A 21,593-nucleotide genomic window follows, 5' to 3' on the forward strand; every position below is an offset into this window, starting at 1 on the left:
GGCACGACCCACCTCCGCCCCGCCGGTCCCGCCCCGGCACGCGAACCTGGTGCAATCGGGTGTCGTGAGGGTGCCCGCGTCGACGCCGCGAGGTCACCCGGGGAGCTGCGCCGCGCCTCCAGGCTGCTCGCGCAACACCACGTCGTAGCGACGCAGCGACAGCGAGGGGTTCGTCTGCCGGACCGCGTCGGTGACGGCCGTGTCGACGGTCGCGACGAGCGTGCCGGGAACCGCACCGGCCGCCGCGACGGCGACGCCGGAGGGGTCGAGCACCACCGAGCCGCCGATGCCGACGGGCGGTGTCTGGCCGACGCCCACGACCCAGACGGTGTTCTCGATCGCGCGCGCGGTGAGGAGGGTGCGCCAGTGGTGCTCCTTGCCGGGGCCACGGACCCACTCGGCGGGCAGGACGACGACGTCGGCGGCTCCGTGCTCGGTCGCGGCGAGGCGGCGGGTGACCTCGGGGAAGCGCAGGTCGTAGCAGGTCTCCAGGCCGACCCGGACGCCGTCGAGGTCGAACACCGGCAGCTGCGCGGGGTCGCCGGACTCGATGCGGTCGGACTCCCGGGAGCCGAACGCGTCGTACAGGTGCACCTTCCGGTACGCGGCGGCGATCGACCCGTCGGGCAGGACCGCGACGAGGGTGTTCCGGAAGCGGCCGGGCACCTCGGCCGTCTCGGCGACGCCGACGACGAGCGCGATGCCGGTGGTCCGGGCGATCTCCCGCAGGCCGGTGACGAACGGGCCGTCGAGCGGCTGCGCTGCGGCCACGAACCGGTCGTCGATGTCGGCGGTGAAGTAGGACGTGTACTCGGGCGTGACGAGGAGCCCGGCGCCCCGTGCGGCTGCGTCGACCGCTGCCGCGCGGACGGTCTCGAGGTTGGCGTCCGGGTCGTCCACGGGTGCGAACTGCGCCGCCGCGATCGTGAGGGTGCCCATGCGCCGAGCGTACTGGCGGCCCGCGCCGGAGTCTCGCGTGCGGCGGGCACGAACCGCGGACGGGCACGGGGACCACGGGCGCGCCGCGCCGCGCCGGCAGACGAAGAAGGCCCCGGTCCGAGTGGACCGGGGCCTTCTTCTTCGTGACGCTTGGTTGCGGGGGCAGGATTTGAACCTACGACCTCTGGGTTATGAGCCCAGCGAGCTACCGAACTGCTCCACCCCGCGGCACGTTGATAAGCCTACACGGGGCCGTGGCGGGGCACAAATCGAGTGCCCCGCCACGGTGTGTCTAGTTCCCGCCCTCGGCCTCGGTGGCCGCCTGGATCGCTTCCTGCAGGCGCTGGTCGGCCTCGGCAGCGGCGACCAGGTCGTTGTCCGCGTAGGCGTCCTGACGGTCCTGCAGCGCCTGCTTGGCGTCGTTGAGGGCCTTCTGCAGCGCCTCGTTGTCGACGGTGCCGGCCGAACCGCCGGTCGAGCCACCCGTGGAGCCGCCGGTCGAACCGGAGTCCGACGAACCCGAGTCCGAGGAGCCCGAGTCGGACGACCCGGAACCGGACGAGCCCGAGCCGGAGTCCGACCCGCCCGCGGCACCCTGGTCACCCGCGGCAGCGCCGGAGTCACCGCCGAACAGGCTGTTGAGCGCCTCGTCGAGGGTGTCCTCGAACGCGATCTTGTCGCCGAAGGCCACGAGGACCTTCTGCAGCAGCGGGTACGAGCCGCTCGACGTCGACTGGACGTACACCGGCTGGACGTAGAGGAACCCGCCACCGACCGGGAGCGTCAGCAGGTTGCCCTGCTTCACGGTCGAGTTGCCCCGCTTCAGGATGTTCAGCTCCTGCGACACCGTGGTGTCCGAGTTGAACAGGTTCTGCACCTGCGCCGGGCCCGGGATGTTGTCCGTCTTCGGCATCGTCAACAGCGTGAGCTTGCCGTAGCCGGACCCCTTCTTGCCCTTGCCGGCGCCTCCCGCGTCGGAGTCGACCGCCAGGTAGCCGGTCAGCACGTTGCGGTTGTTGGCGCCCGCCGACTGCTGCGGGATGTAGGTCGTGTACAGCGTGTACGCGGTCCCCTGCCCCGGCACCTTCATCGTCAGGTAGTACGGGTCCTGCAGGTTCGCCCGTGGCGTCGTGGTCGTGCCGAGCGCGTTCGTCCCCTGGTTCGTCGTGGTCGACGTGTTCGCGGTGTCCGACGTGTCGTTCGTCCCCGAGGTGGGTTCCTGCGGCGTGTTCCACGCGTCGTCGCCCGAGTAGAACGAGTTCGCGTTCGTCACGTGGTACGTGCCGAGGATCGAGCGCTGCACCTTGAACAGGTCGGTCGGGTAGCGGACGTGGTCGAGCAGCTGCGCGCTCATGTCCGAGACCGGCTTCACCGCGGTCGGGAAGATCTTCTGCCAGGTCTTCAGCACCGGGTCCTTGGTGTCCCACGAGTAGAGGGTCACCTTGCCGCTGTACGCGTCGACCGTGGCCTTCACCGAGTTCCGGATGTAGTTGACCTGGTCGGTGCGGTACGCCGAGCTCTCGGCACCGGCGATGCTGTCCGACAGGCTCTGACTCTGCGAGTACGGGTACGCGTCACTGGTCGTGTAGCCGTCGACGACCCACTGGATGCGGTGGTCGACGATCGCCGGGTACGCGTCGCTGTCGAGCGTCAGGTACGGGGCGACCTTCTGCACGCGCGAGATCGGGTCGCGGTCGTAGAGGATCTGCGAGTCCTTGTTCACCGCGTCCGACAGCAGGATCTGTTCCGACTGGAACTTCGCCGCGTAGACGAGGCGGTTGAAGAAGTTGCCGAGGCTGGGCCCACCGTTGCCGGCGTACGTCGTCGTGGCGTTGCCGCCGTTGTCGTCGTCGGAGCCGGACGGGTAGTCGAGTTCGACGTTCTTCGAGCCCTTCGGTGCACCGACGATCGAGTACGCCGGCGAGGTCTCGCCGAAGTACACGCGCTGCTGGAAGTCACCGAGTGCGCCGTTCGAGGGGATGCCCGACTCGAGGAACACCGGCTTGCCGTCGCTCGCGCGCTGGTTGCCGAACGCCGCCGTGACGCCGTAGCCGTGGGTGTACACGAACGCACGGTTGTACGGCGTGTTCGCCTGCGAGCTGAGGCCGTCGAGGTCGATGTCGCGGACCGCGATCACGGTGTCCTCGGTCTCGCCCTTGACGTCGTAGCGGTCGACGTCGAGCTCGTCCGGGAACTGGTAGTACTGCCGGTACTGCTGCAGCTGGCTGAACGTGTCGGACACGATCTTCGGGTCGATGAGGCGGATGTTCGCCGTCGTCTGGGCGTCCTGCGCGAGGGCGCCGGAGCTCGCCTCGGTCGTGGCGTCGTAGTTCTGCTCCTGCACGCCGGAGACCCCGTACGCGTCGCGGGTCGCCTTGATGTTCCGCTCGATGTACGCGGACTCGAAGGTGCGCTCGGACGGCTTCACCTGCAGGCGCTGGACGATCCACGGGTAGATGCCGCCGATGACGATCGCCGCGACGAGCAGCAGCCCGGTGCCGACGATCGAGATGCGCCAGCGGCCGATGACCGCGGTGACGATGAAGAGGATCGCGACGATCGCCGCGATGCCGGCCATGATCTCGCGGCCCGGGATGACCGCGTTCACCTCGGTGTACTGCGCACCGGTGATGAGCGAGTTCGACTTCGTCAGCGCGGCGTACTGGTCGAGCCAGAGGCTGACGGCCTGCAGCGCGATGTAGACCGCCGCGGTGATCGCGAGCTGGACACGAGCGGCCTTGGAGATGCGGACCTCACGCCCGCCGAAGCGCATCGCGCCGTAGAGGTAGCAGGCGGCGAGCGCGGCGAGCCCCGCGATGAGCACGACGGCGGAGGAGTACGCCACGATCGAGCGCCAGAACGGCAGCTCGAACACGTAGAAGCCGATGTCGAGCCCGAACTGCGGGTCCGTCTTGCCGAACGGCGTCCGGTTGAAGTACTCGAGCACCATGCTCCAGCGCCCGGCGGTCGACAGCCCGGCGAAGATGCCGAGCACGACCGGGATGCCGATCATCACGGCACGGCGCAGCGGCTCGATGACCTGCTGGTAGCGGTCCAGCTGCGAGTTGAGCTTCGCGTAGACCGGCCGGAACCGGAACGCGATCGCGATGCTCGCGTAGACCGGCACCGCCATCCCGAGGAACCCGGCCAGGAACATCAGCGTCCCGGCGATCCACCGCGTGGTCAGGACCTGCTGGAACCCGAGCTGCGCGAACCACGCGTAGTCGGTGTACAGGCTCGCGAAGATGAAGAAGGCGATCACCAGTGCGGCCAGCACGATGATCGTGACCACGATCGGGACCCGCGGCGATCGCCGCCCGGAAGGAGAAGGACCCGAGGTGGACGAGGTTGTCGTCACTTGATGTGCTCCAGACGTGTCGAACCGGCGGGCCCGGCGCGGCGGGCCGTCAGTGCATCGATCTTATGTGGCCCGACCTCGTCTGAAACTGTACGGCGACTCAGGAACGTGATCCGCGCCTCCAGACAGGAGGCCTGGAGGAACGGATCGCGACGTCCGCGGACGTCGCGTGGACCGCGTGGCCGGCCCTACGACGTGCAGCGTGCCAGTTTCGCGGTGCTCTTCCCGGAGGCGATGGTCTGCAGGTCGGTGACCGCCTGGTCGAGCGTCGCGACCTTGTAGACGTCGAGTCCGTCGGGCACGTGGCCGACGACCTCGTCGCAGTTGTCGGCGGGGGCGAGGAACACGGTCGCGCCGGCGTCCTTCGCGCCGTAGAGCTTCTGCCGGATACCGCCGATCGCCCCGACCTCGCCGTCGGCGCTGATCGTGCCGGTGCCCGCGACGTGCTTGCCGCCGTTGAGCTTGCCGGGGGTGATCTCGTCGATGATCCCGAGCGCGAACATCATGCCTGCGGAAGGCCCGCCGACGTCCTGCAGCTTGATGGAGACCTTGAAGGGGAAGTCGTACTGCTCGGTCACGCCGACGCCGATGAGCGCGGTGCCCTGCTCGCTGCGCGGCGTGAGCTCGACCGTCTTCTCGGAGCCGTCGCGCTCGACGACGACGGTGGCCGGGCCGGAGGTGCCGTGCTTCGCGACGAGTTCGCGCAGGGTCGTCGCGTCGGCGTTGGTGGTGAGGGAGGTGCCGTCGAACGACCGGATGACGTCGCCCTCCTCGATGACCCCGTCGGCCGCCGAGCCCTTCTGGACGGTGCCGACCTCGAGGTCGGTCGGCAGCTCGTAGCCCTGCTGGATGAGCGCCGCGGCGACGGCGGACTGCTGCGACTGCTGCATGTCGGCGGCGTCCTGCTGGTTCACCTGGTCGGTCGTCGTGCCGGTGGGGTAGATCGCCTCGGCCGGGATCACCGCGCGCGAGCGGCTGAACAGGGCGCCGATCACGCTCGTCCAGGACGGCCGGTTCGTGGCGTCGCCCTGGATCCCGACGGTGAGCATGTCGAGGGCGCCGGCCGTGGGGTAGGTCGGGTGTCCGCTCACCTGGATGAGCTGGACGTCCTTCGCGTCCTTGCCGGTGCCCTGCTTCTGCGTGCCGATGGTGTTGTACACGGGCCCGGGCACCTCGATGAGGTACGGGCTCGGCAGGATGCTCGCGAGCAACCCCAGGATCACGGCGCCGATCACGAACGCCCACCCGACCGTCCTGGTGCGCGAACGACGGCGGGGCTCGGCGGCGAAGAGGGTCACGGACGTCCTTCCAGGGCGGGGTGTTCGCCCTCGGCGCAGCAGTTCGGGCGTTCCCACGGGGGCGTCCCAGGTGCGGCCCCGTGAGCAGCGATTAGCGTAGTCGTCATGCCTGATGAACCGCAGCCGGGGCCGGACGACGACTTCCAGGAGATGCTCCGGAAGCTCCTGTCCGGCGAGGGCCAGATCGACCCGTCGCAGCTCGCCGGTGCCGCCGGCCTGCCGAACGACCCGGCCTTCGTGGCGAACCTCATGAGCCAGCTGCAGCGTGCCGCGCAGTCCGGCGGGGACGGCATCGACTTCTCCGTGGCCGCCGAGCGCGCCACGGCCATCGCGCGGGACGGCGGGCACCCCGTCGACCCCGCCACGTCCCAGGCCTCCGACCAGGCGTTCCAGGTCGCCGCCCTCTGGCTGGACGAGGCGACCACGGTCGCCGAGCTCACCGCGACCCCGAGCCTGTACACCCGCGAGCAGTGGGCGAAGGCGACCACCCCGGTCTGGGCGCAGATCGCCGAGCCGGTGGCCCTGAGCATCGCCAACGCCCTGACCGAGGCGATCGAGCAGCGCGCCCCGGAGCAGCTGAAGGCGATGCTCGGCGACGTGTCGAAGGCGATGCGCGGCGTCGGTGGCGCGCTCTTCGCGATCCAGCTCGGCCAGGTCGTCGGGCAGCTCTCGAAGGAAGTGGTGTCCGGCGGCGACGTCGGCGTGCCGCTCCTCGACGAGCAGGTCGCCGCGCTCCTGCCGCAGAACGTGGCGGAGTTCGCCGAGGGCCTCGACGTCCCCGAGGACGAGGTCCGCATCTACCTGGCGGTCCGCGAACTCGCGCACGCACGGCTCTTCCGCTCCGCGCGCTGGCTCCGGCTCCACATCATCTCGTCGATCACCGACTACGCGCGGGGCATCCACATCCCGTTCGACCGGGTCGAGGAACTCGCGTCCGAGATCGACCCCACGAACCAGGAGCAGCTCCGCGACGCCCTGGCCTCCGGTGCGCTCATCCCGCCGCGCACCGAGGAGCAGGAATCTGCGCTCGCCCGACTCGAGACGATGCTCGCGCTCGTCGAGGGCTGGGTCGACACCGTGACCGCCGCGGCGACCGCGCGGCTGCCGAAGTCCGGTGCGATCGCCGAGATGGTCCGCCGCCGTCGTGCGGCGGGTGGCCCGGCCGAGTCCGCGTTCGCCACGCTCGTCGGCCTCGAACTGCGTCCTCGTCGCCTGCGCGAGGCCGCGGCGATGTGGCAGCACCTCACCGACGAGCTCGGCACCGAGCAGCGTGACGCGCTGTGGTCGCACTTCGACGCCGTCCCGACCTCCGAGGACATCGACGCACCCGAGGCCTTCGTGCTCCGGCTGCGGAACCCCGGGCGCTCCGCGGAGGACGACGAGTTCGACAAGGCGCTCGAGGACCTGCTCAACGACACGACCGGCGACCGTCCGCGCGAGGACGAGAGCGGCCACGTCGACGAGGGCGACGGGCCCGGCACGGGGGACGTACCCGGCACGGGCGACGACGCACCGTCCCGCTAGGCGGTTCGTCCACCACTCCGTTCGTCCACCGCTCCGTCGACTTCTCCACAGATCGACGCCGACTCCCCCACGCGGCACCGCCGTCCGCCAGCGTGGGGGCATGGGCATCCGCATCGATCCGACGCTCGAGTTCGTCTGGCGCGACCCGGCCACCGTGCAGCTCGGGGTCGATCCGCCGCGCGCCGTGGTGCCCGTGCCGTCGACGGGCGAGGAACGGTTCCTCAGCGCACTGCGCCGTGAGACCGGTCGTGACGCGCTGTCCGGTGTGGCCGCGACGACGGGGTGCCCGCCGGAGGTCGCCGCACACGTCCTGGGTGCCGCGTCCCCCGCGGTCGTCGACGTACTGCCGGAGCCACTCGCCCGCGTCGAGGTGCACGGTGCCGGCGCGCTGGCGGACGCGGTGGCGGAGCTCCTGTCGGGCGAGGGCGTGACGGTCGCCCGTACCCGGGCTCCGCACGGCGGCCCGGTGGTCCTGCCCGAGCAGGAGCCGCGGCTGGCGGTCGTCGTCGCCGACCACGTCGTGGACCCGGCCCTCCGCGCGGCGTGGACCCGGCGGGGCGTGCCGCACCTGTCCGTCGTCGTCGGGGACGGCCGGGTCCGGGTCGGGCCGTTCGTCGTGCCCGGCGCCGGCCCGTGCCTGCAGTGCGTCGAGTACGCGCGCGCGGACGACGACCCGGCGTGGCCCGCGATCGCGGCGCAGGTGTGGGGTCGACCGGCGGCACCGCTCTCGCCGTACCGGATCGCGGCGATCGCCGCGGCGGCCACCCGCCAGCTCGTCGAGCGGCTCCCCCGCACGACGCAGCGACCGCGGGCCGAACAGCTGGTGTTCGCGCGCGATGACCTGTCGGTCAGCCTGCAGCCGGTGTCGACCCATCCGCGGTGTGCGTGCCGAGCGCTGCCAGGAACCGACTCGCCGCCCGAGCGCCCCCACGCGTGGAACCCAGTCGCGACCACGTGATCGTCACGGAACGGCGGGCACGGGTCAGCCCGACGTAGAACAGGCGGCGTTCCTCGTCGACCTCGGTGTCGGTCGTCGCGTACGAGATCGGGAGCAGCCCCTCGGCAGCCCCGGCCACCACGACGTGCGGCCACTCCAGGCCCTTCGACGAGTGCAGGGTGGCGAGCGTGACGGCGTCGAGCTCGGGCTCGTGGTGCGTCGCCGCGCGGTCGACGAGGTCCTGGGTGAACTGCTGCATGGTCGTGCCGGCGGGGGCGTCCTCGGCGAGACCCATGATCGCCTGCAGGGCCTCCCACTGCTCCCGGACCGCTCCGGTGCCCTCGGGCGGAGTCGGGGTCCACCCGCTGACCTGCAGCACGAGACCGACCCGGCGGGTGAGTTCGTCGTCGGTCTGCCGGACGGCCTCGCCGCGCATGTGGTGCACCGCCAGCTTCACCTCGGGTCGGTCGAAGAACCGGGTGCCGCCCTGCACGCGGTACGGGATGCCCGCGCGACCGAGCGCCGACTCGATCGCCGCCGACTGGGCTCCGAGCCGGTAGAGCACGGCGCACTCGCCGTACGCCGCACCACCGCCGACGAGCTCCGCGATCCGCCGGGCGACCGTCTGGGCTTCCTCGCCGTCGTGCGCGCAGGCGATCACGACGGGCTCCGGGCCGTGCTCGGGGTGCTGCGCGACGAGGTCGAGCGCCCCGGGCTGCCCACGCATGAGCGCGTTCGCGGCGTGCACGACCTCCGGTGTCGACCGGTAGTTCCGCTCGAGCCGCACCACGGACCCGCGCGGGAACTCCGACCCGAACCCGAGCAGGTACCGGCTCGACGCCCCGGCGAACGAGTAGATCGTCTGGCTGGCGTCGCCGACCACGCAGAGGTCGTCGCGGCCGCCGAGCCATGCCCGGAGCAGGTCGTGCTGGACGGGCGAGACGTCCTGGTACTCGTCGACCACGAAGAACCGGTACTGCTGCCGGACGTACGAGGCCACGCGGGGCTCCGACTCGACCATGCCGAGCGTGGCGAGGAGGACGTCCTCGAAGTCGAGCTGCCGTCGGTCGTCCTTGAGCTGCTCGTACGCCCGCATGAGGTCGAGCACGCGGCGCGGCGGGGTGTCCCGCGGCATCACCCGTTCGGCAGCCGCGGCCTCGTACTCGTCGTAGGAGAGCATCTGCACCTTGCGCCACTCGACCTCGCCGGCCAGGTCGCGCAGCACCGGGGTGTCCACCTGCAGGCCGACGGTGTCCGCCGCGTGCGCGATCATCCGGCCCTTCGACTCGACGATCCGCGGGGCGTGGCCGCCGACGGTGTCCGGCCAGAAGTAGCTGAGCTGCGCCATCGCCGCGGCGTGGAAGGTGCGCGCCTGCACGGTGCCGGCCCCGAGCGTGCGGAGTCGCGATCGCAGTTCGCCGGCGGCGCGGGTCGTGAAGGTGAGGGCGAGGACGTGGTTCGGGGCGTAGGTGCCGGTCGCGACGCCGTACGCGATCCGGTGGGTGATCGCGCGGGTCTTGCCCGTGCCGGCACCGGCGAGCACCGCGACGGGGCCGAGCAGGGTGCGCGCGACGGTCTGCTGCTCGGCGTCGAGGGCGGCGAGGAGCTCGTCCGGCGACGGCGGGCGGACGTCACCGGGAGCGCCGCCACCGGGACCGCGGGGAGCGCTGCCACCGGCACCGCGGGCAGCGCCGCCGCTCGCGGGGTCGATCACGGCAGGTCCAGCGGCCCGCCGTACCACTCCTCGATGATGGCGCGGGCGATCGAGGTCCGGCCCGGCAGCAGCAGGGTGTCCCCGGCGCGCTCACGGATGTCCTGTCGGGAGAACCAGCGGACGTCGAGGATCTCCACGCCGTCGGGTCGCGCCGTCGTCGGGTCACCGTCGACCGCCCGGGCCCGGAACCCGACCATGAGCGACGCCGGGAACGGCCACGGCTGCGACCCCAGGTACTCGGGCTCCTCCACGTGGACGCCGGACTCCTCCCAGACCTCGCGCCGGACGGCGTCCTCGAGGGACTCCCCCGGCTCGACGAAGCCCGCCAGCAGCGAGTACCGGTTGGCGTCCCACGCGGCGTTCGAGCCGAGCAGGATGCGGTCGTCGGCGTCGGTCACGCCGACGATGATCGCCGCGTCCGTGCGCGGGAAGTGCTCGTGGCCCTCGGGGTCGCGGCGGACCCAGCCGCCGGTGACGACGTCGGTGGGCGAGCCGGTGCGGGGCGAGAACCCGTGCACGGCGTGCCAGTTCGCCATCGCGACCGCCTCGACCGCCAGCCCCTGGTCGCGCGGGGACAGCTCGGTGCCGAACATCCGCAGGCTCTCCCACGCGTCGTCGTCCGGCTCGATCGCCGCCGCGGTGGCAGCGTCGACGAAGGCGGCGACGAACCGTGTTCCGGCGGGTGCGTCCGGGGCGTCGGACACCGCGCGGCCGAGGTACAGCGTCACGGTGCCGACGGGTACCTCGGCGGCGGTGACGAAGCGCAGCGTGCCGTCGGCGTTCCGGAGCATCTCCGAACCGTGCACGGGCAGGAAGCGCGTCGCGGGGTCGTCCCGCAGCACCCGGTCGAGGTCGGCGGTCGTGCGGAACTCGGCGTCGCGGTCGAGTTCGTTTCGGGAGAGGGGCAGCCGGCTGGCGAACTCGACGGTCACGGCAGGGGGCTCCTCGGGTCGGATTCGGGTGGGGCGAGTGCGGGACACCGCCCGCTCCGGCCGACACCGGGCCAGCGTGGCGCACGCTCGACCGCGGGCTGCGGACCTACCCTGAGGTGCATGGCGGGATCCCAGTTCACTCTAGCCGCGTTGGCGACCACGGCCGTCCCCGGCCTCGTCGTCACGGGCACGCGCACGCTCGGCTCGGCGGCGTCCGGGGACTACGAATCGGCCGTCCTCCGCGACGCCGACGGCGCCTGGACGGCGATCCGCCGACCACGCAACCAGCGGGCCGAGGCCCGGCAGTCGGCCGACCTCGTCGCGATCCGCGCGCTGAGCGCCGGGATCCGCACGCGCCTCCCGTTCGGTGTGGCCGAGTACCGCGGTCAGGCGCCGATCGGATCGACCCGCGCCATCGTCACCACGTACCTGCCGGGCTCGCACCCGACCCTGGGCGCGCTCGTCGAGCGTCCGGAGCTCGCCACGAGCGTCGGCCGCGCGGTCGCCGCGATCCACCAGCTGCCGACGAGCTTCGTCACCGACGCCGGTCTGCCGTCGCTCACGCCGTTCGAGGTGCTGCGCTCCGCCGTCTCCGTGATGGACCGCGCAGTCGCCACGAAGCTCGTCCCGGCCGCGCTCAAGGAGCGGTGGGAGGGTGCCGCCCGCGACCAGCAGCTCTGGCAGTTCACGCCGACCGTCGTGCACGGTTCGCTCGGCACCGAGACGATCCTGGTCGACGGCGACGCCGTGTCGGCGGTCATCGACTGGGGCGAGCTGCGACTCGGCGACCCAGCGAAGGACCTCGCCTGGGTGCTCGCCGGCCGGAAGGACGCGTTCGACACCGTCCTCAGCGCCTACGAGGCGAACGGCGGCGGCCGTGACCGGCAGCTCGCGCAGCGTGCGCGGGTGCACCACGAGCTCGAGACCGCGCAGTGGCTGCTGCACGGCGTCCAGGCGAAGAGCACCGAGGTCGTCGACGACGCGGTCGCGATGATGCACCGCCTGGTGGACGCGGTGCACGCGCCGAGCGCGGCCCCGCTGCAGTCCGTCTCGCCGGAGACGATGGAGATCGGCGAGGTCGAGCAGCTGCTCTCGTCGACCGAGCGTCGGCACGGCTGACCGGACCACCCGCCCGACGTGACCGTCGGGTGATCGAGACGCGCCCGTCTGCCGGCCTGGAGGCGCGGTGCGGGCCCGCCACGCGCCTCCGGGCCCGCTGCTGGTCGCGTCGCGTCCGCGCGGTCAGCCGATCGCGTCGCGCCCGGCCCGTTGGTGGTCCCGTCGCTTCCGCGCGCGGTCAGCCGATCGCGTCGCGCCAGGCCCGCTCGAGGCCCGCGCGGTCGAGCAGTTCCCGGGGGCGGACCTCGAGGTCGTCGGCCACGAAGTAGAACACCGCGTCGACCTCGTCGATCGGTCGCCCGGTGAACTCCGCGTACGCCACCCGGTACAGCGCGAGCTGCAGCTGCCGCTTCGCGAGGTCGTCGGCACCCTTCGGCGCCTTGCCCGTCTTCCAGTCGACGACCTCGGCCCGGCCGTCGATCTCGTACACGGCGTCCAGCTTGCAGACGACGCTGTGGCCGAGGAACGGGATGTGGATCTCCCGCTCGACCTCGATCGGGGTGAGCCCTGCCCAGCGTGACCGCGCGAAGGTCGCCTGGAAGTCCGCCAGCCGACGGGCGTCGTCGTCGGTGACCACCGCGTCGGCCGACGCGTCCACCACGTCGTCGACGTCGAGGTCCAGCTCGCCGTCCCACACGTCGAGCGTCTCGAGCGAACCGCCGCTCCGGGCACGCTGCTCGACCCACTGGTGGAAGAGCGTGCCGAGTCGCGTCGCACGGTAGGGCCGTTCCGGCATCGGCCGGCGGAGCCGCTCGGCCACCGCGTCGGGCTCGGCGAGGTAGTCCTTGAAGCCGGACGCCGGCACCCGGTGCGGCACGACCACGCGGTGCCGGGCGCTGCGGTTCGCGGCCCGCTCGGCGAGCAGCAGGTCGATGTCCGCGGCGAACCTGCCCGCGGCACCGGGGTTGGCGTTCCGCACCCGGTCGGCAGCGGCGACGACCCGGGCGGCACGGTGGCCGAACGGCACGTGCGGCCACGACTGCGTGGCACCGGCGTCGCCCAGCGGGTTCTCCTCGTGCTCGGTGGTCTCCGGGATCGCCGCCCCGTCGACGACGCCCGCCGCGACCAGGTCGCGGAGGTACCGGCTCGGCTCGGTCGGCCGGACCCCGCCCGCCCAGAACGACCCGCTCACGAGCAGGTCGTGCTTGGCGCGGGTCAGCGCGACGTAGGTCAGGCGGCGCTCCTCGTCCTCGTTGCGGGCCTTCACCTGCTCCTTGTAGGCGTCGATCGCGAGCGTGACGTCCTTCTGGTTGTCGTGCCCACGCCAGTCCAGCCGCGGGAGCTCCTCGGCGTCGCCGCGGAACTCGTACGGCAACCGCCCGAAGCCGATCCAGCCGGACGAGCCCTCCTGCGGACGGGCCGGCAACGCGCCCTCGACCAGGCGCGGGACCGCGACCGCGTCCCACTCGAGGCCCTTCGAACCGTGGATCGTCAGGATCTGCACCGTGCCCGCCTCGGGCTCCTCGGAGCGGGGACCCATGTCGTCGCGTCGGGCGGCCGCGTCGATCCAGCCGAGGAAGGCGCCGAGGTCGGCGCGGTCGTCGGTCGTGACGAAGCCGGCCAGCTCGTCGACGAACGCGTCGAGGAACGCCCCGCTCCCCTGCTCGTGGGCGGCGACCTCGATGTCGAGCCGCATCTCCTGCACCACCAGCGTCACGAAGTCCACGAGGTCGCCGGCGGCACGGGACCGCAGCGCCGCGAGCTGCTGCCCGAGCTCGCGCATCCGGCGGCGGCCCACGTCGCTGATGTCCGCGAGGGCGCCGTGCTCGTCCGGTGCCGTGGCCACGAAGTCGAGTGCGTCGACGATCGAGCCGTGCTCGCCCGCGGCGACCGAGGCCCGGAACGCGGCCGTCAGGTCGTCGTCGAGCCGCTGCTGGGTGTGGTCGCGGCCGAACAGCCACCGGGCGAGGGCGTGTAGTGCCGCGATGTCCGCGGCGCCGATCCGCCACCGTGCGCCGGCGAGCAGCCGGATCAGGTCGTTGCCCGCAGCCGGGTCGTGGAGGACGCGGAGGCACGCGACGAGGTCGACGATCTCGGGCCGCTGGAGCAGGCCACCGGTCCCGAGCACGTGGTACGGCACCCGCCGGTCCCCGAGGGCGCCGGTGAAGGCGGCGAGGTCCTTCCGGGAGCGCAGCAGCAGTGCGAGCGAACCCGTCGGGTCGGCGGCACGACGCTCGGCGAACCACTGGGCCACGGCAGCGGCTTCTTCCGGCAGGGTCTCCGGGAACACCGCGTGGACGGTGCCGGCGTCCGCCCCGGGCCGCGGGGAGAGGCGTTCGACGTCGACCTCGGAGGCCTCGGACAGCGGCGCGACGACCGCGTTCGCGCCGGCGAGGACGTCGACCGGGTTCCGCCAGCTCGTCGACAGCGCGAACGTGACGGGTCGCTCCCCCCGCTCGGGCTCGCCGAAGTCGCGGGGGAACCGGGCGAGGTTCGCCGCGCTCGCGCCGCGGAACCCGTAGATGGACTGGTGCGGGTCCCCGACCGCCATCACCGGGTGCCCGCGGAAGAGCCGCGCGAGGAACCGGGTCTGCACGACCGAGGTGTCCTGGTACTCGTCGAGCAGCACGACCCCGTACCGCTGGCGCAGGTCCGTGACCACCCGCGGAGCGGACTCGGCCGCGGCGAGGGCCAGGGCGATCTGGTCGGAGAACTCCACGAACCCGCGGTCGACCTTCTGCCGGCGGAACTCCTCGACCAGGTCGACGAGCGGTTCGAGGGCGCCGATCGCGGCGACGGCGTCGGTGACCGCCTTGTACGGGGCACCACGGTTGTTGCCGGGCAGTTCGAGCAGTCCGGCGAAGTCGGTCGCGAACCGGCGCAGGCGCTCGGGCTCGACCAGGTGCTCGGAGACGGCCCCGGCGAGCGCCACGACCGCCGCGGTGACGGTGTCGACGTCGCGGTCGAGTCCGGCGAGCCGGTCGTCGCGCGCGCCGACGACCACCCGGCGGGCGAGCTGCCACGCGGACGGCTCGGTGAGGACCTGGGACTCGCCGTCGCGGCCGACGAGCAGCGCGTTCTCGCGGAAGACCGAGTTCGCGAAGGCGTTGTAGGTGGACACCGTCGGTGCCTCGAACGCGTCGCCGGCGTCGAGCAGCCCGACGTCCTCGAGCGCGCGGATGCGGTCGTTGATGCGGACCGACAGTTCACCGGCGGCCTTGCGGGTGAAGGTCAGTCCGAGGATCCCGTCGGGGCGGACCATGCCGTTGGCGAGCAGCCACACCACACGGGACGCCATCGTCTCGGTCTTCCCGCTGCCGGCACCGGCCACCACGAGCGCGGGCTGCAGGGGCGACTCGATCACGGCGCGCTGCTGGGCCGTGGGTCGGGGGCGGCCGAGGGCGTCCGCGATGGTGTCGGCGTCGTGCAGCGGTCGGCGCGGGGTCGCCGCGGTGTCCGCACCGTCCGGGGTGCTCAGGGTGCCTGCCGCCGCCGCCGTCGCACCCGCCGTCGTCGTCGCCGCCGCCTCCGTCGCGTCGTGGACCACCTGTTCCTCGTTCACCAGGTCACCTCGCCCACCACGTGGATCCGGCACTCGACGCCGGTCCTGGCCTTCTCGCAGTGGTCGTCGACGTTCGCCAGGAACGTCCGGCCGGCCATCCCCCGTGCGACGGTGTGCAGTCGCTCGCGGTAGGCGTCGCGGGCGTCCTCGTCGAACGCGTGCTGGGTGCGCTCGGAGAACGCGTGACCGCCGCGGGGGTTCTGCACGAACACCAGGCGGGCGTCGGCCATCACCGATCCGGCGGGCACCCCCTCGACGGCACCGTCCTCGACGGCGAGCTGGTACGCCCCGAGCTGCGGGTGCTCCGGCATGTCGTTCTTCTCGCTCGGCATCGACCGTCCGGTCTTCAGGTCGACCACGCTGACGCGGCCGTCGGGGTCGACCTCGATCCGGTCGATGCTGCCGCGCATCCGGGCCGGACCGGTGACGAGTGCGAACGAGGTCTCCGCGCCGAGCAGTCGTCGTCCGGCGCTGGCGAAGGTGCGGAGGTAGTCGCTCAGGCCCTCGATCATCCGTCGTGTCCGCGCACGCTCGCGGTCGGCGACCCAGGGCGACTCGAACGTGAGCTCGTCCCACCGCCCCTCGACGTGGGACCACAGCGACTCGACGTCCACCTCGGTCGCGTGCTCCATCGCCTCGTGCACGATCGTCCCGATGCCCATCGCCGGGCTCGGGGCGCTGCCGCCGAACGTCTGCACGAACCAGTGCACGGGGCACTCCTCGAAGGTGCCGATGCGCGACGGGGACACCGACACCGTGGGGGCGACGGGTTCGCCGCCCTCGGGGTCCTGCGGATCGGGGACCGGCTCGGCCTCGAGGTCGACCAGCGGCGTCTCGGTGGAGGGCTCGGCCAGGCCGTACCAGTCGTCCGGGGACGCCCCGGGCACCTCGGCCTCGGCCAGGCGCGCGAGTGCCGAGGCTGCCTCGTGGTCGCCCGACGCCACGACCCGGCGACGGAGCGACCCGGCGAGACCGCGGAGGGACAGCGGGTGTGCGGTCGGCTGGCGGTCCGGCGGGACCGGCACGAGGCGCACGAACGGCGAGGGCGCTTCGTCGTCGTTCGCGACCGTGCCGATGACGACCTGGGTGGTGGCACGCGAGACCGCCCGCGCGAACAGCCGGAGTTCGTCGGCGATCACGGCCGCGCGGTCGTCGACGGAGGCGTGGTCGATGCCCGCCGCCGCCCGGACCAGTCCGTCCGGGTCGAGCAGGCTGCCGCGCACCCGGGTGTTCGGCCAGACGCCGTCCTGCAGCCCGAGCACGACGACCACGTCGCACTCGAGGCCGATGGTCGCCGACGGGGTCAGGACCCGCACACGGCCCGCGGTCCGGTCGGGGCCGATCGAGTCCTCCGGCAGGTCGGCGCCGAGCAGGTCGTCGACGAACACCCGGGCCGGGGCGTCCGGCGTGCGCTCGACGAAGCGCTTCGCGGCGGTGAAGAGTCCGACCACGGCGTCGAGGTGCCGGTCGGCCTCGGCCGCGCCGACCCCACCAGCGGCGGACTGCCCGCCCCAGCTGCCGGCCAGGCCGCTGCGCTCCCAGAGTCCCCAGAGGATCTCCTCGATGCTGGCGTCCGCCTCGGCGTCGGCGCGTGCCTGCACCAGGCTCCGTGCGAGGCGGGTCGCCCGTCGCGCGAACCCGGCGTCGACCGTCGCGAGGCGTTCCGGTGCCCCGAGTGCGTCGACCAGCAGCTCGTCGGCGGTGCGGCTGCCCCCGCCGGCGAGCTCCTCGCGCCGCAGGGCGAGCCGGAGTCGGCGCATCGCCAGAGTGTCCAGGCCGCCGAGCGGGCCGGTCGCGAAGGAGGTCGCGAGGACGGCGTCCAGCGGCAGCACCCCGAGCGCCACCGCCGCGGCGTCGAGCAGGGACCGGGCGGCGGTGTCGTCGCGGGGACGGACCGGCGCGGCGCCGGCGGTCGCGGGTACCTCGGCGACGGAGAGCGCCCGGACGAGTTCGGGGATCGCTGCGCCGCTGCGGGTCACGACGGCCATCCGGTGCCACGGGACGCCGTCGAGCAGCCGGTGTTCGCGGAGCCGACGGGCGACCGCGACGACGAGCGCCGCGCGACTCGCGCCCTCGAGGTGGACCACGGCGTCGGGGCGGGCGTCCTCCGCCGTCGCCGTCGCGGTGCGCTGCCGTCCGGCGGCGGCCGTCCCGATCCGAGCGGTGACGCCGGCGACGAGCGCGCGGATCGGTTCCGGGTAGCGGTGCACCGTCGTCAGCACGACGTCGTCGACGCGGTCCACGCCGAGCCGGACCGCCAGCCGGCCCAGCACGTCGGGCTCGGCACCGCGGAACGCCGACGCGGCGATGTCCGGGTCGCCGAAGGCCACGATCTGCACGCCGGACCGGGCGAGCGCTCCGAGCAGCGCGGTCTCGCCCTCCACCAGCTCCTGCGTGTCGTCGACGACGACGAGCCGGAGTGCGGCGACGCTCGCCGGGACCTGGCCGCGCAGGACGGCCGCGGTGGCGTAGGCGACGAGCTCGGCAGCGTCGAGGCTGGTGGCGCGGAAGGCGGTCACCGCCCCGCGGTACTCGTCGACGAAGTCCCCGACGGCCCGCCACTCCGGGCGCCCGGTGTCGTCCCCGAGTTCACGCATGTCCTCGGGCTCGACGCCGGCGGCCACCGCACGCATCATGACGTCGCGGAGCGCCGTGCGGAACCCGGCGCGCTCGCGCACCACCGCCGTGATGGGCGCCGGCCAGTCGGGGCCGGTGCCGTCCAGCTCGTGTCCTTCGAGCAGGTCGGCGATGATGCGGTCCTGCTCGCCGCCGGTCAGGAGGGTCGGCGGCTCCTGCCCCTGCACGGCCGCGGCGTGCGCGACGATCTGGAACGCGAGGGAGTTCACCGTCCGTGCGAGTGCACCGGGGACCGCACGCTCCACCGAGGCGGCCAGCCGGTCGCGCAGCGCGGTCGCCGCTGTCCGGGCCGAGGTCAGGGCGAGCACGCTGGCGTGGCCGTCCGGCGAGATGCCGTCGGCACGGGCGAGCCGCGCGGCGACCAGCCGCGCGAGCGTCGTCGTCTTGCCGGTACCCGGTGCGCCGATCACGGCGACGTGCCGGCCGTCGGGCAGCGCGAGGACCGCGGCCTGCGACGGGTCCGCTGCGAGGGCCCGCGAGACACCCTCGGGGGCCGGAGCGGGCGTCAGCGTGGTCGTGGGCACCCTCGTACGGTAACCGCCGCGACCGACACCGGCCGGCCGCCACGACCGCCGCGCCGAGACCGGCCGTCGCACTGCACGCCGGGGACCCGTGCGCCTGCGGCGAACGTCCGATGTGCCGGTGGACCGCTCGGATACGCTGTGGTCGTGGACATCAAGATCGGCATCACCAACAGCCCCCGCGAGATCGCCTTCGAGACCGCCCAGACCGCTGACGAGATCGAGAAGGCCGTGTCTGAGGCCCTCGCGTCGAAGTCGACGCACCTCTCGCTCCAGGACGAGAAGGGCCGTCGGTTCATCGTGCCCGTCGGCTCGCTCGCCTACGTCGAGGTCGGCGCCGAGGAATCCCGCCGCATCGGCTTCGTCGCCTGACGACGTGGAACTGCTCTTCGTCGTCCTCGGCGGCCTGATCGTCGGGGCCGTCGCCCACGTCGTGCTGCCGTGGCGCTCGACGCGCGGCTCCCTGCTGGGCCCGGCGGTCGGTGGCGTCGTCGCCGCCGCCCTCTGGGAAGCCCTGAGCTGGGCGGGCTGGAAGTACGACGGCACGTGGATCTGGGTCGTCGCCCTGGTCGGTGCCGGCGTCGTCGCACTCGTCGCCGAGTGGGTCCTCGGCAAGCGCCGCACCGCGGCGGACGCCGACTACTACGAGCGCATCAAGGCCCAGGGCGCCTAGGTCCACCCGACCGGCGGCCAAACAGGCGCGACCGGTGCGACCGGTGCGACCGGTGCGACCGGTGCGACCGGCGGCACGATCAGGCGGTCAGCCCGAGCGCGTCCATCCGTCGGGTGTGCGCGGCGATGAGCTCGGTCCAGACCGGTTCGAGCCGCTCCTGGTCCTCGCGCGCATGTGACGCCAGCGCCGACCGGGCCACGAGCAGCGTGTCCCCGACGAGCCGTCGGCCCCACATCGCCAGCCGCGAACCGACCTGTGGCTCCTCGTCGATGCGGGCGGTCAGTTCCTCGACGACGGCCGCTTCCTCGCGCGCGTCGAACACCGTGCGGAGCCGCTGCCGGACGTCAGAGGGCAGCGAGCGGAGCAGGCTGCCGAACAGGTCGTTGAGGATGCCCGCGGTCACGTACCCGGTGAGCATCGACTCGTACCAGTCCGCACCGCTCGTGCGCTCGAGGAACAGGTCGATCGCCTCGCGGTGGGGCGCCATCAACGCGGCGGGGTCTCCCCCGGATCGCTCGATCTCTGCGACGATGGTCCGGTGCCGCTCGAGTGCGGTCGTCGCCAGCACGCCGGTCACCAGTCGTCCGGACAGCGTGGGGGCACCGGCTCCGGCGCGGCCCATGGTCTCGTAGAGCGACAGCTGCAGGTAGGCCGCCTGGCCGAGGTAGACGTCGAGCTCGGGGCTGACGTCGTCCAGCTGCAGGCGTTCCACGGGCGAGGCGTTCCGCGGGTTGCGCGACGCGAGCCACGCGGCGGCGAGCTGCGCAGCGCGCTTCCGGTTCCACCACGACACCACCCGAAGAGCATAGCGGGAACCCACCCGCGCCCACGCCCGACCGGCCCGTCGGTAGACTGGTCGGGACTTCCACCAGAACTAAGGTGATTCTTTGACTTTCTCAGACCTCAACATCGAGCAGGACATCGTCGATGCGCTCGCCGGCAAGGGCATCATCGAGCCCTTCCCGATCCAGCAGCAGACGATCCCGCTCGCCCTCACCGGCCAGGACATCATCGGCCAGGCCAAGACGGGTACCGGCAAGACCTTCGGGTTCGGCCTCCCGCTCATCCAGCGTCTCGGTGCCGACCCGGCACCCGGCGTGAAGGCCCTCGTCGTCGTCCCCACCCGCGAGCTCGCGGTGCAGGTCACCGAGGACCTCGAGCTGGCCGCGTCGAACCGCCCGACCACGATCGTGTCGATCTACGGCGGCAAGGCGTACGAGGGCCAGATCGAGCAGCTCAAGGCCGGCGCGCAGATCGTCGTCGGCACCCCGGGCCGCCTGATCGACCTGCAGCGGCAGCGCATGCTCGACCTCTCCCACGTGCAGGAGGTCGTCCTCGACGAGGCCGACCGCATGCTCGACCTCGGGTTCCTGTCGGACATCGAGCGGATCTTCCAGGCCATCCCCGAGGTGCGGCACACGATGCTGTTCTCGGCGACGATGCCCGCGCCGATCGTCGCGCTCGCCCGCCGGTTCATGAGCCGCCCGGTGCACATCCGCGCGACCGATCCCGACGAAGGCCTCATGCAGGCCAACATCAAGCACCTCATCTACCGGGCGCACTCGCTCGACAAGGACGAGGTCATCGCCCGCATCCTGCAGGCCGAGGGTCGCGGCAAGACCGTCATCTTCACCCGCACGAAGCGTGCCGCGGCGAAGCTGGTCGAGGAGCTGAAGGACCGCGGGTTCAACGCCGCGGCGGTGCACGGCGACCTCAACCAGGAGCAGCGTGAGCGCGCGATGGCCGCCTTCAAGGCCGGCAAGCGCGACGTGCTCATCGCCACCGACGTCGCCGCGCGCGGCATCGACGTGGACGACGTCACGCACGTCATCAACCACACCATCCCGGACGACCCGGACACGTACCTGCACCGCGCCGGCCGGACCGGTCGTGCGGGCAAGACCGGCATCGCGGTCACGTTCGTCGACTGGGACGACCTGCACAAGTGGACGCTGATCGACAAGGCCCTCGAGTTCGGCATCCCCGAGCCCGTCGAGACCTACTCGTCGTCGCCCCACCTGTTCGAGGAGCTCGACATCCCAAAGGGCACGAAGGGTCGCCTCCCGGGTGCCTCGGCCCACGCCGCTTCCGCCGGCGGTCCGGCCGAGCGCAAGACGGGCGACCGGCCGCCGCGCACCGGCTCGCGTCCGGCCCGCACCCGCACCCGGTCGGGAGGCACGGACAAGCCCGCCTCCGAGGCTCCGGCCGCCGGGTCCCCGGCTCCGGAATCCGCGTCCGGCGCGGCAGAGTCGGTCGAGGCCGGTTCGGCCGACGGCGCCGCGAAGCGTCGCCGGCGTCGCCGTCGCCGTGGGTCCGGCACCGGGTCCGAGGCGACCGCCTCGGCACCGCAGGGCACGTCGGACGGCGAGTAGCGCCTCCAGACCGAAGGGTCCGTCGCTGACGCGACGGGCCCTTCGTCGTCCCCACCCCGGAACCGGG

At 72.8% G+C, this 21,593-nt stretch carries 14 protein-coding genes and 1 tRNA gene; 6 read left to right on the forward strand and 9 right to left on the reverse strand.

What is annotated here, in order from left to right; genetic code table 11:
- Window positions 1-93 precede the first annotated feature (93 nt).
- The 4 genes from EDF64_RS01010 to EDF64_RS01025 all read right to left on the reverse strand — a co-directional run bounded on the left by EDF64_RS01010 (window position 94) and on the right by EDF64_RS01025 (window position 5,595).
- Window positions 94-939 carry a carbon-nitrogen hydrolase family protein gene (locus EDF64_RS01010; protein WP_133518247.1) on the reverse strand — a complete coding sequence of 282 codons (846 nt, stop codon included), beginning with the start codon at window positions 937-939 and terminating at the stop codon, window positions 94-96.
- A 151-nt stretch (window positions 940-1,090) separates the two neighbouring features.
- Window positions 1,091-1,167, reverse strand: a tRNA-Met gene (locus EDF64_RS01015).
- Window positions 1,168-1,231: 64 nt separating this feature from the next.
- Window positions 1,232-4,231, reverse strand: a complete 3,000-nt coding sequence (locus EDF64_RS01020; RefSeq protein WP_208108795.1) for a UPF0182 family membrane protein — start codon at window positions 4,229-4,231, stop codon at window positions 1,232-1,234.
- Window positions 4,232-4,485: 254 nt separating this feature from the next.
- On the reverse strand, window positions 4,486-5,595 hold the full coding sequence (locus EDF64_RS01025) for a YlbL family protein (protein WP_133518248.1): 1,110 nt from the start codon (window positions 5,593-5,595) through the stop codon (window positions 4,486-4,488).
- 105 nt (window positions 5,596-5,700) lie between these two features.
- Here EDF64_RS01025 and EDF64_RS01030 point away from each other — a divergent pair, with 105 nt between their 5' ends.
- Window positions 5,701-7,119, forward strand: a complete 1,419-nt coding sequence (locus EDF64_RS01030) for a zinc-dependent metalloprotease (RefSeq protein ID WP_133518249.1) — start codon at window positions 5,701-5,703, stop codon at window positions 7,117-7,119.
- A 100-nt stretch (window positions 7,120-7,219) separates the two neighbouring features.
- The gene (locus tag EDF64_RS01035; protein ID WP_133518250.1) at window positions 7,220-8,077 is read left to right on the forward strand and encodes a TOMM precursor leader peptide-binding protein; all 858 of its coding nucleotides are present in this window, start codon (window positions 7,220-7,222) and stop codon (window positions 8,075-8,077) included.
- Here EDF64_RS01035 and EDF64_RS01040 read toward each other — a convergent pair.
- Both EDF64_RS01040 and nudC read right to left on the reverse strand, forming a co-directional pair.
- Window positions 7,968-9,770: an ATP-dependent helicase gene (locus EDF64_RS01040; protein ID WP_243736190.1), complete on the reverse strand. Its 1,803-nt coding sequence runs from the start codon at window positions 9,768-9,770 to the stop codon at window positions 7,968-7,970. The two genes, EDF64_RS01035 and EDF64_RS01040, sit on opposite strands and share 110 nt — an antisense overlap.
- The gene (gene nudC, locus EDF64_RS01045; RefSeq protein WP_133518251.1) at window positions 9,767-10,702 is read right to left on the reverse strand and encodes an NAD(+) diphosphatase; all 936 of its coding nucleotides are present in this window, start codon (window positions 10,700-10,702) and stop codon (window positions 9,767-9,769) included. Before nudC ends, EDF64_RS01040 begins: the two co-directional genes overlap by 4 nt.
- 120 nt (window positions 10,703-10,822) lie before the next feature.
- On the opposite strand from nudC, the gene EDF64_RS01050 reads away from it, so the two are divergent.
- The gene (locus EDF64_RS01050; protein WP_133518252.1) at window positions 10,823-11,821 is read left to right on the forward strand and encodes a phosphotransferase; all 999 of its coding nucleotides are present in this window, start codon (window positions 10,823-10,825) and stop codon (window positions 11,819-11,821) included.
- A gap of 178 nt (window positions 11,822-11,999) precedes the next feature.
- Here EDF64_RS01050 and EDF64_RS01055 read toward each other — a convergent pair whose 3' ends face one another.
- Window positions 12,000-15,323 (reverse strand): ATP-dependent DNA helicase, encoded by a 3,324-nt coding sequence (locus EDF64_RS01055; protein WP_243736191.1) that lies wholly within the window; start codon window positions 15,321-15,323, stop codon window positions 12,000-12,002.
- A complete protein-coding gene (locus tag EDF64_RS01060; protein WP_166645549.1) occupies window positions 15,320-18,484 on the reverse strand; it encodes an ATP-dependent helicase in 3,165 nt (1,054 codons plus the stop codon). The genes EDF64_RS01055 and EDF64_RS01060 overlap by 4 nt, the downstream gene beginning before the upstream one ends.
- Before the next feature lie 144 nt (window positions 18,485-18,628).
- Between EDF64_RS01060 and EDF64_RS01065 the strand changes: the two genes are divergently transcribed.
- Together EDF64_RS01065 and EDF64_RS01070 are read left to right on the forward strand one after the other, a co-directional pair.
- Entirely contained in the window at window positions 18,629-18,853 is a 225-nt protein-coding gene (locus EDF64_RS01065; RefSeq protein WP_133518254.1) for a DUF3107 domain-containing protein, read from the forward strand.
- Between the two features lie 4 nt (window positions 18,854-18,857).
- A complete protein-coding gene (locus EDF64_RS01070; RefSeq protein WP_133518255.1) occupies window positions 18,858-19,154 on the forward strand; it encodes a hypothetical protein in 297 nt (98 codons plus the stop codon).
- A gap of 79 nt (window positions 19,155-19,233) precedes the next feature.
- Here EDF64_RS01070 and EDF64_RS01075 read toward each other — a convergent pair whose 3' ends face one another.
- Window positions 19,234-19,950, reverse strand: a complete 717-nt coding sequence (locus EDF64_RS01075; RefSeq protein WP_071292723.1) for a ferritin-like fold-containing protein — start codon at window positions 19,948-19,950, stop codon at window positions 19,234-19,236.
- 91 nt (window positions 19,951-20,041) lie between these two features.
- Here EDF64_RS01075 and EDF64_RS01080 point away from each other — a divergent pair, with 91 nt between their 5' ends.
- The gene (locus tag EDF64_RS01080; protein ID WP_133518256.1) at window positions 20,042-21,526 is read left to right on the forward strand and encodes a DEAD/DEAH box helicase; all 1,485 of its coding nucleotides are present in this window, start codon (window positions 20,042-20,044) and stop codon (window positions 21,524-21,526) included.
- Window positions 21,527-21,593: the final 67 nt, after the last annotated feature.

It is taken from the genome of Curtobacterium flaccumfaciens, assembly GCF_004361695.1.
In the GTDB taxonomy this organism is placed as follows: Bacteria; Actinomycetota; Actinomycetes; order Actinomycetales; family Microbacteriaceae; genus Curtobacterium; species Curtobacterium flaccumfaciens_B.

What these genes read in the sequence shown, in the direction of transcription:
- EDF64_RS01010 (WP_133518247.1), bottom strand. Translation starts at nt 939, where the DNA reads ATGGGCACCCTCACGATCGCGGCGGCGCAGTTCGCACCCGTGGACGAC.
- EDF64_RS01030 (WP_133518249.1), top strand. Translation starts at nt 5,701, where the DNA reads ATGCCTGATGAACCGCAGCCGGGGCCGGACGACGACTTCCAGGAGATG.
- EDF64_RS01035 (WP_133518250.1), top strand. Translation starts at nt 7,220, where the DNA reads ATGGGCATCCGCATCGATCCGACGCTCGAGTTCGTCTGGCGCGACCCG.
- EDF64_RS01050 (WP_133518252.1), top strand. Translation starts at nt 10,823, where the DNA reads ATGGCGGGATCCCAGTTCACTCTAGCCGCGTTGGCGACCACGGCCGTC.